Below are 8,928 nucleotides of genomic sequence, written 5' to 3' on the forward strand. Positions count from 1 at the left end.
TGCGCATGCAATCCACGCTCCCGTTAATGCCCGGCGTTCCGGCTCTGCTTGCTCCACCAGGAGGACACCGGAGGCAGTGTATTCTCCAGCGACAGCAATACCCTGAATGATCCGTACCAGAACCAGAAGTATGGCTGCGGCGATCCCAATCTGATCATATGTGGGTAGCAGGGCAATCGCGAGTGAACCTCCGCCCATCAACAGGACGGAGATCATCATGGCGGCCTTGCGGCCCACACGATCTCCAACATGACCAAAGATTACACTGCCGATAGGGCGGGCAGCATATCCGACAGCCAGCACGGCGAATGCGGAAAGCAGTGAAGCCACTCTGTTTTCTAATGGGAAAAATTGGGTGGCAATTGTTGCCGTGAGAAAGCTGTAAACGGTGAAGTCATACCATTCCAGAACGTTTCCACTCGTCGCAGCGATGATTGAACGCGGTGTTAGCCTCGTTTGCGATCTGGACATTCAACCACCCTTTGTTCCGAGAGCTTGAGGCCTTCAAGTGTGAGCACCCTACAAAACAATGATTAGCAGCATTCCCTTACGGAAAAGGTATCGTGGGTGGTTGTCCGCCTTACTTCGCCAGCATGGGGTAGGTGAAGAAGAGGATGTGGGTGAGGTTGACGAGGAAGTGGACGCCTATGGCGGCTTCTACACGACCTGATTTCCAGAAGGTGGCCCCGTAGAACAGTCCGGCGACGAAGGCAAAGGCTGCGTAAGGCAAGCCGCCGTCCAGATGGTAGTAGGCGAAGTGCAGAGATGAGAGTACCAGTGCTGCGGTGCCTGCCCAAAAGGTGCGCCCGAGCTTTTCCATGAGCTGGCCCATGATGAACTGGCGAAAGAAGACCTCTTCTGCCACGCAGGTGAATAGCAGGTTTGCGAAGATCCAAACTGGCAAGAATGGCACCAGTTTAGGGTCGAACACCACCAGCCCCGCGGCGTAGGTCGCCCCGATCAGGACTGCTGCTGTTGGAATGAAGAACAGCAGCGTCATGCGCAGGCTGCGGAGCCAATCTTTAGCTGTGCGGATGCGTGATGCTGCAAAGAGGAACAGCAGGAAGCCCAGAGCGGCCTTATCGAAGTTCAGATAAAGCGAGTATGGCACAGCGTCCGGGCTGGTTTTCGCATCAGACAGAACCTGAAGATTGTGAAAGCCGGGAGCTTCATGCGTCATCACCAGATGCCCTGCCAGTAACAGTAGGCCAACCATCACGTAATAGAGCCAGACAGGGTGCTTCTGCTGGAAAAGGACAGCACAGACGACAGCCCAGCTGAGGACGAGTAGGAGGCCGGGGGCATCCAGTACGCCTGCAGTAACTGCAAGGACCAGTGAAAGTGCGAATAAGGTGAGCGGCACCCATCGCTGTGTGATGAGCGGGACGCTTGCGATAGCTAGCCCGAGACTAAGAAAGGCACTCAATGAAAGCGGCATGGTGAAACTTTGTGGGTGTCGCAATGGGCGGAAAAATGAACTGCCTCAAACAGTGCGGTAAAGCTGCCGCTAAGTCAAATGTGTAGGGAGCAGAAAGCATCGCCCGATTGGCATTATGAGGTTTTGCTGCGAGCGATGCTTATAGGAGTCCTCGGAAAATTATCCGGAATATCAGACCAGAATTTCCTCTTTCAGGCTGCTGACGAACCCAACGGTGTCGTTGAACTCTGCTTCTGGCAGGCTGAAGGATTCCAGAGTGGCTTTCAGGTGGGCTAGGAATACGTCCCAATCTGCTTCGGTGATGCCCATGCCAGTGTGTGTGATCACCATATCACGGCCTGTGTAGTACAAAGGTCCGCCCGCGCTGTTGGCGAGGTAATCAATCAAGAGCTGCTTTTCTCTGGCGATGCCATCATCACCGCGGTTCTGCCAGAAGCGTCCGAGCAACTCATCGCTCTGTAGGCGTGGGAGGAGATTGTTGACGACAGCAGAAATCGCGTCATAGCCGCCGAGGCGTTCGTATAAAGTTTTTTCGCTCATAATTCAGACCTTTTGTCCTTGGGGTTAAAGGGCTGAGGCTAAACAGCATTTAGGTAAATCTACTTGATGAATGTTAAGTCTGCATATTTCATGGATAAACAGGCTAAGGTCACTCATTTGGTTAGAGTGGATAGTGTTAACCTGTTGAAATTGATGGTATTTTGTGTGTGAGGGAAGGGTGTTTTGGGGTGAAATGAGCACTGATTAAGAAACAGTGGGCTCTTCACGGTATTTCACAGTGTTTTGAGATTTTGGGATTGATTACAATGAGGTAGCTTTGTTGCCATCCTCATACGTGGTTGCTAGACACTTTGATGTGATCGCTTTTATGATCATAATGATTTTGACCATGTAAACCGAGAGAACTCCTATGATCCGTTTTGTTGCATTGCTCGTTTCGCACACCATAGTGCTTGTTGTTGGCTTTGCGCTTGGGATCTACTTTTTGCCTATCCTGACAGCGCCGGACTCACCTGAGACTGCCGTGCTGGAGCAGAAAGCTCAAAATGCGCAGTACACTGCGGAGTTCAGCCGCGACCAGCGTGGCAGTGACTTCCTGCATTGGGGTGAGGGCAAGGTGAGTATCTCTCCAGAGATGATCGTTCATCAGGGCCGTCTTGCTCCGGGGCCGGATTACAAGGTTTATCTGGTCCCTGAGTTCGTTGAGCATGAAGATGAGTTCCTGCCAATCAAAGACAACTCGGTTCTGATCGGTGACGTCAAAACCTTCGACGGCTTCCTACTGGATGTGCCGGAGGGCGTTGACATTGAGACCTACAACACCGTGCTGGTCTGGTGCGAAACCTTTGGTGAGTTCATCTCAGCAGCGAAGTATCGGTGATCAGCTGCTCGAAGTTTATGTGCCCGAGTGGCAGATAAACCTTGCGCACTTGGGGCAGACGGGTAGACGTTAGGAAACGCCCTTCAAATCCCTTTAGGTAAGTGCTGCTGCTCATGACACTCACGCAAGATATTGTTGCCTCGCCGAATGATGTTCTGAAAAAAGTATTCGGCTACGACGCGTTTCGCGGCAATCAGCAGGTTGTGATTGATAGCGTGATGGCTGGTGAGAGCTGCTGCGTTTTGATGCCGACAGGCGCGGGTAAGTCGCTGTGTTATCAGGTGCCTGCTTTGTGTCGCCGTGGGGTGGGCATTGTTGTTTCTCCACTGATTGCGCTGATGCAGGATCAGATTGCGACACTGCGAGAGCTTGGCGTGCGGGCGACGTCCATCAACTCAGCGCTTTCTCGTGAGGAGGTTCAAGCCGCTTATCGAGATCTGCAGGCTGGGGAGCTGGATCTGCTTTATGTGGCACCAGAGCGGTTGGTGCGGCCTGAGTTTGTTGGTTTGCTGGAAGAGTTAAACCAACGCGGGTTGATTGCGCTGCTGGCGATTGATGAAGCGCATTGTATCAGCCAATGGGGCCATGATTTCCGCCCTGAGTACCGTGAGCTGACCAATGTACGGGCGAAGCTTGAGGGTGTGCCTTGTCTGGCAGTGACCGCAACGGCGGATGAACCGACGCGGAAGGATATTCAAGAGCGCCTTGATCTGCCGCGCCTGATTTCCTCCGGCTTTGACCGGCCTAACATCACTTACACCGTGGGCATCAAGAGTAATCCGAAGCAGCAGTTGCGGCGTTTCCTGAAAGATCGGCCAGCTGGTGAGAGTGGCATCATCTACTGCCTGTCCCGCAAGAAGGTGGAGGAGACTGCCGCGTGGTTGGTTGATGAGGGCTTTGATGCGCTGCCTTATCATGCGGGTTTCGACAGTTCGGTACGTGAGGCCAATCAGGATCGCTTCATCAAGGAAGAAGGCATGATCATGGTTGCCACGGTCGCGTTTGGGATGGGCATTGATAAGCCCAACGTGCGGTTTGTGGCGCATTTGGACCTTCCGAAGAACATTGAGGCTTATTATCAGGAGACGGGCCGCGCTGGGCGTGATGGCCTGCCGTCTGAGGCGTGGCTGGTTTATGGTATGCAGGATGTTGTGTTCCTGAACCAGATGATTGACCGAAGTGAAGCGCCAGAGAGCCAGAAGCAGATTGAGCGGCAGAAGCTGCGGTCTTTCCTCGCTTACTGTGAGACGGCGACCTGTCGGCGCTCTGTTCTGCTGCGCTACTTTGGCGATGAGTGCGAGCCTTGTGGCAACTGCGATACCTGCTTGAACCCGCCGAAGACTATGGACGGGACGATTGCTGCGCAGAAGCTGCTGTCTTGCATCTTGCGCACGGGACAGAGCTTTGGGGCGAACTATGTGATTGATGTTCTGCTTGGCAATGCGAGTGAGCGGATCATCTCACGCGGGCATGACCAGCTGTCGACGTTCAACATTGGCGGTGAGTTCGACAAGATCAAGTGGAACGCCATTGCCCGGCAACTGCTGGCTGCTGGCCTGATCTATGCTGATCACGATGCTCATGGGGCTTTGAAGATGACGACGCTGGGCATGGAGTTCTTGAAGGAACGCCGGACCATTGAGCTGAAGGTGGACCAGCTTGCCAACTCTGCGAAGATGGAACGCCGGGCCAAGACGCCAGCGCGGGCTCAGATTGAGGATATCGCGGACCAAGAGCTGTTTGAGAAACTTCGGGCGCGGCGGATGGAACTGGCGCGAGAGCGGAACGTGCCGCCATATGTGATCTTCAACGATAAGACTCTGATTGAAATGGCCGTTGAACGTCCTCAGCGGCTTGAAGAGATGCTGGAGATTTCTGGTGTTGGTGAGTCCAAACTGGAACGGTTTGGCCCAGACTTCCTGGAGATCATTCGAGATTAGAAAAAACAAACCCCACTAACCTGATTGTTAGTAGGGTGTGATTTGCGTGAGTTGTAGCGTTTCTGGTGTCTTCTGGAAGTCCATTGAATGATGCATCGTATAGTCGATGGGATGTTAGGTCATGATCGAGTTCAGAATTACTGATTTTGATTGTCTGTCAGTGGACCAGAGTGGAGAACGCCGCTTCGTTGTCTTTACTGAGCGGCCCATTGAGTTGGGTCGTTGTTGTTTCTTTGACGCTCATGTCGTGCTTTCTGAAACGAAGGTGTCTTATCCCTGCGTCGTTTATACACCAAGGCCCAATGGTAAGTTTGATCCTCCGCATTTCCATATGAGGGCTAAGAAGTCTTTTTGCCTTGATGAACTCATGAACGTTGGAGACCTCCTACGGGTTGAGAGTGAACAACGTCCTTGATCAAAAGATCAGCGAATAGAGTACGCCTGCGCTGACGGCCATTCCCAGGATCACGACCAGGAAGGCGGCGATCATCTGGTTTTTGAAGAGGGACTTCAGCAAGATTACCTCTGTCAGGCTGGCACCTGCGCTGCCGATGATGAGGGCCATGATTGCACCCAGTCCCATGCCTTTGCCTGCAAGTGCTGCGGTGAGCGGGATCACGGCTTCTGCTCTGATGTAGAGCGGGATGCCGATGATAGCGGCCACAGGGATTGCGAGTGGATTGTTTTCACCCGCCCAAGAGGACACCAGATCTGTTGGCATGAAGCCATAGATCATTGAGCCGATGGCGATGCCGCCGATCAGGTATGGCAGGACTTTTTTGAAGTCTGCCCATGTTGAGTTCCATACCCTTGCCCATTTGCTTTGAACTGGCGCACTTCCGCTGCAGCTGCTGCCGCATGAAGAGGTGGATGGAGCCGCGTAGGCTTCTGGCTTCACAAACCTCTCGAAGCCAAGCTTTTCAAGCGTGTAACCTGCGATGATGGAAACCGCCAATGCGATGGTGAAGTAGAACACTGTGACACCCAGACCGAAAGTCACCGCGAACAGGCCGATGATAATCGGGTTAAGCAGTGGGCTGGCAAACAGGAACACCATCATGGTGCCAAAGCCGGCGCGGGCACGGAGCAGGCCTTTCAGGAACGGGATGGTGGAGCAGGAGCAGAATGGGGTGATGACGCCAAGCGCTGCTGCTGTGACATAGCCTTTGCCGTTTTGACTGCTGAGGATCTTCTGCACACGGCTTGGCGGAATGTATTCCTGCAAGATGCCGACGAAGTAACTGATCGCCAGAAAGAGGATCGTCAGTTCCACAGCAAGCACTGCGAACATTTCCAGGCTGCTTATGAGCATTTCAGAGGACAGTGACATTGGGTATGATCCTTATTACGATATTTCCGGATTTGTCGAAATAATAGAATAATAGGTTTTCATGTCAAGATATTTCTAGTAATATCGAAATATAAGAAATTCTGGTGAATGAGATGGATATCGAAAAAACTGCTAAGGCCTTGAAAGAACTTGGACATGTAACGCGTCTTGCAATTTATAAGCGGCTTGTGAAAGCTGGCTATAAAGGCCTTGCCGTGGGTACATTGCAGGAAGAACTGGAGATTCCGGGCTCAACACTGTCGCATCATCTGTCTGGTTTGGCCTCTGCAGGCTTGATCAAACAGCGGCGCGAGGGGCGGGTGCTTTACTGTGTGGCTCAGTTTGAGCAGTTGGATGAAGTTTTGCAGTTTTTGCGAGCCGAGTGCTGTATCGACGACAAGTTCTATACGGACGACAATGATCTCAAAGAGCTGAAGCGTGGCTGATCTTTGAATGAGGCTTAGTTGAGTTTCTCTGACTTGATGGTCGGCACGGAGGAGTTACAGTATCTGCATTTCACAATTGCAGGTATTTGAAGTGGTTGATCAGATTGAGTTTGTGCAGGCTGTAGCGGAGAGCACCAGCTTGCAGGAGGCTGCACAGAAAGCGGGCGTGTTGTTCTCAAAGTTTCCTGGTTACAAGCTGTTTACGCTTACCGTGACGCATCCTGACGGGAGCCATGTGGTGCGGTTGTTTTCCAGCGCGGAAGGCTCTTATGGCACGTCTGGCACCAAGCCGATTGAAAAAGAAGGTGGCTGGTATGAGCGCGTGCTTGTGCAGCAGAAGCCGTTTCTTGGATACACCATTGAAGATGTGAAGGACTATTTTCCCGACCATGAGAAGATCGCGGCCATGGGGCTTGGTGCAACGCTAAACCTGCCTGTGGTGGTGTCAGGCGAGGTAATTGGCACGGTGAACCTGCTGGATGCAGACCATGCCTACACGGAAGGAGATGCGGAGATGAGCTTTGCGTTGTCGCAGGCGTTGGCGCCACTCTTTTTGAAGGCGCGGGAAGAGCTGGCTGCCGTTTGATTTCAATTCATCTGTTTTCGCTTAGTGGGCCTTTACCTTACGGCTCGAAACCTTCCATTTTCGCCGAGTTTCTCCCGATTTGTTTCTCTCAGGGTAACCATGAATGAGGCATGAAAGATGCTCCATTCCGTCCGCGTTCTGCGCTGGCACCATGCAACCCCTGAGAGACGAGCGGTACAGGCTATGGCTTCTGGTGGCGAACATGAGCAATTCGCTGGGCATCTTCCTATCTTCATCACTGCACCGGGCAGTACAGATGTTTTGATGGTGGTCACCATCTTCATCGCCATTGGTGCGGTGTTGCTGGCGGGTGTCTTTTACTTTTCCCTGCATGCCCTGCCAGAGAAGATGGCACACAAGTATGGGCGGTCGCATATGCAGATCGTGGCCCTACTGGCGGTGTTGGCGTTGTTCACGCACAACAACTACTTCTGGATTGCAGCGCTGTTGCTGGCTGCGATTAACCTGCCGGATTACGAGACGCCGCTGAACACCATCGCCAACTCTTTGCGCAAGACGATAAAGGGGAAGAAACAGAATGATTGAGTTTCTTCTTTGCTCGCTTGTGACGATCCTGCCGGACTATCTGTTTCGTCGCTACAAGCAGGGTAAGCGGATCGGGCACGAGATTACGTTTTTTACGGTGTGGTATGAACTGCGCTGGGGGATTACCGGGGCACTGATGCTGACCATTGCGCTGATCACGCTGGTTTTCTTCTATCACCCGACCACGTCTAACGTTCTGTCGCTGTATCGCACTGTCTCCATCCTGCCGGAAACGGCGGGGCGGGTTGATTTGGTGGTGGTGGAGAACAACGAGCATGTGAAGGCCGGGCAGCTGCTGTTTACACTGGATTCCTCTACTGAGAAAGCTCAGGTGGATACGGCGCAGAGTGAAGTGGATGAAATTGATGCTGAGATTCAGCTGGCGAACTCTGAGCTGATCAGTGCGGAAGCCATGATCTCTCAGGCGCAGGGCGCCTATAATCAATCCGTCAGTGAGTTGGAGCGGACGCTGGATCTGCAACGCCGTAATTCTGACGTGGTGACGCAAAAAGAAATTGATACGCGCGAAAATCAGGTGGTTGTGCGCAAAGGGCAGCTGGATGCGGCTGTTGCTAACCGGGATATCGTGCAGACGAAGATTACCGTGAGCCTGCCTGCACAGCGGACCAGCGCGATTGCGCGGCTGCATCAGGCGGAATCCGCCTACAATAAGAAGTTTGTTTATGCTGGCGTTGATGGTGTGATCACGCAGTTCATTCTTCAGCCGGGTGATATTGTAAGCCCGATCCTGCGTCCTGCAGGTATTCTTGTGCCTTCTACGACTGGGTATGGGCGGTTTCAGGCGGGTTTTGGGCAGATTACTGCTTCTGTGATCAAGGTTGGCATGGCGGCAGAGATCACCTGTGCATCGCGACCGTTTGAGGTTATTCCGATGGTCGTGGTGGACACACAGGACTTTATCTCCTCAGGTCAGTTCCGCCCGACGGATCAGCTGGTGGATGCGCAGGATGTTGCTCGTCCGGGAACCTTGCTGGTGATCATGGAGCCGCTTTACCCCGGTGATACGAATGGTATTCCTCCCGGCAGCAAGTGCATTGCCAATGCCTACAGCAATTATGGTGAGCAGATTGCAGCGGGTGAGTTTGGGTTCTGGGGCGGCCTTTACTATCACATGGTAGATGCGACCTCGATCATGCATGCGCTGATCTTGCGGTTCCAGGCGTTGGCCTTCCCAGTCAAGGTGTTGGTGCTATCCGGTCATTAAAGCAGTTCGCATTTAAGTTGAAACACCTGAACTGCT

General features: G+C 52.9%; 11 protein-coding genes. 7 read left to right on the plus strand and 4 right to left on the minus strand.

Features of this window, described 5'->3' with window-relative positions; all coding sequences use genetic code 11:
• The 3 genes from PsWM33_RS28165 to PsWM33_RS21675 all read right to left on the minus strand — a co-directional run.
• A partial coding sequence (locus PsWM33_RS28165) for an MFS transporter (protein WP_208994691.1) occupies window positions 1-471 on the minus strand: 471 nt, incomplete at its 3' end.
• 109 nt (window positions 472-580) lie between these two features.
• On the minus strand, window positions 581-1,438 hold the full coding sequence (locus PsWM33_RS21670) for a CPBP family intramembrane glutamic endopeptidase (RefSeq protein ID WP_063301603.1): 858 nt from the start codon (window positions 1,436-1,438) through the stop codon (window positions 581-583).
• 171 nt (window positions 1,439-1,609) lie between these two features.
• The gene (locus tag PsWM33_RS21675) at window positions 1,610-1,978 is read right to left on the minus strand and encodes a group I truncated hemoglobin (RefSeq protein ID WP_063301604.1); all 369 of its coding nucleotides are present in this window, start codon (window positions 1,976-1,978) and stop codon (window positions 1,610-1,612) included.
• Window positions 1,979-2,348: 370 nt separating this feature from the next.
• On the opposite strand from PsWM33_RS21675, the gene PsWM33_RS21680 reads away from it, so the two are divergent.
• From PsWM33_RS21680 to PsWM33_RS21690, 3 genes are all read left to right on the plus strand, one after another.
• Window positions 2,349-2,819: a DM13 domain-containing protein gene (locus PsWM33_RS21680; RefSeq protein ID WP_063294448.1), complete on the plus strand. Its 471-nt coding sequence runs from the start codon at window positions 2,349-2,351 to the stop codon at window positions 2,817-2,819.
• 113 nt (window positions 2,820-2,932) lie between these two features.
• The gene (gene recQ / locus PsWM33_RS21685; protein WP_208994692.1) at window positions 2,933-4,759 is read left to right on the plus strand and encodes a DNA helicase RecQ; all 1,827 of its coding nucleotides are present in this window, start codon (window positions 2,933-2,935) and stop codon (window positions 4,757-4,759) included.
• Between the two features lie 121 nt (window positions 4,760-4,880).
• Window positions 4,881-5,174, plus strand: a complete 294-nt coding sequence (locus PsWM33_RS21690) for a hypothetical protein (RefSeq protein ID WP_063301606.1) — start codon at window positions 4,881-4,883, stop codon at window positions 5,172-5,174.
• On the opposite strand, the gene PsWM33_RS21695 is transcribed toward PsWM33_RS21690, so the two are convergent.
• Window positions 5,175-6,089 (minus strand): permease, encoded by a 915-nt coding sequence (locus PsWM33_RS21695; RefSeq protein WP_063294446.1) that lies wholly within the window; start codon window positions 6,087-6,089, stop codon window positions 5,175-5,177.
• A gap of 113 nt (window positions 6,090-6,202) precedes the next feature.
• On the opposite strand from PsWM33_RS21695, the gene PsWM33_RS21700 reads away from it, so the two are divergent.
• The 4 genes from PsWM33_RS21700 to PsWM33_RS21715 all read left to right on the plus strand — a co-directional run bounded on the left by PsWM33_RS21700 (window position 6,203) and on the right by PsWM33_RS21715 (window position 8,892).
• The gene (locus PsWM33_RS21700) at window positions 6,203-6,535 is read left to right on the plus strand and encodes an ArsR/SmtB family transcription factor (RefSeq protein ID WP_057463494.1); all 333 of its coding nucleotides are present in this window, start codon (window positions 6,203-6,205) and stop codon (window positions 6,533-6,535) included.
• Window positions 6,536-6,626: 91 nt separating this feature from the next.
• Complete coding sequence (locus PsWM33_RS21705) at window positions 6,627-7,121, plus strand: GAF domain-containing protein (RefSeq protein WP_208994693.1); 495 nt, start codon at window positions 6,627-6,629, stop codon at window positions 7,119-7,121.
• A gap of 117 nt (window positions 7,122-7,238) precedes the next feature.
• On the plus strand, window positions 7,239-7,667 hold the full coding sequence (locus PsWM33_RS21710) for a hypothetical protein (RefSeq protein WP_208980968.1): 429 nt from the start codon (window positions 7,239-7,241) through the stop codon (window positions 7,665-7,667).
• Window positions 7,660-8,892: an HlyD family secretion protein gene (locus PsWM33_RS21715; protein ID WP_063301608.1), complete on the plus strand. Its 1,233-nt coding sequence runs from the start codon at window positions 7,660-7,662 to the stop codon at window positions 8,890-8,892. The genes PsWM33_RS21710 and PsWM33_RS21715 overlap by 8 nt, the downstream gene beginning before the upstream one ends.
• Window positions 8,893-8,928: the final 36 nt, after the last annotated feature.

The organism is Pseudovibrio sp. WM33, assembly GCF_001623165.1.
Lineage (GTDB): Bacteria > Pseudomonadota > Alphaproteobacteria > Rhizobiales > Stappiaceae > Pseudovibrio.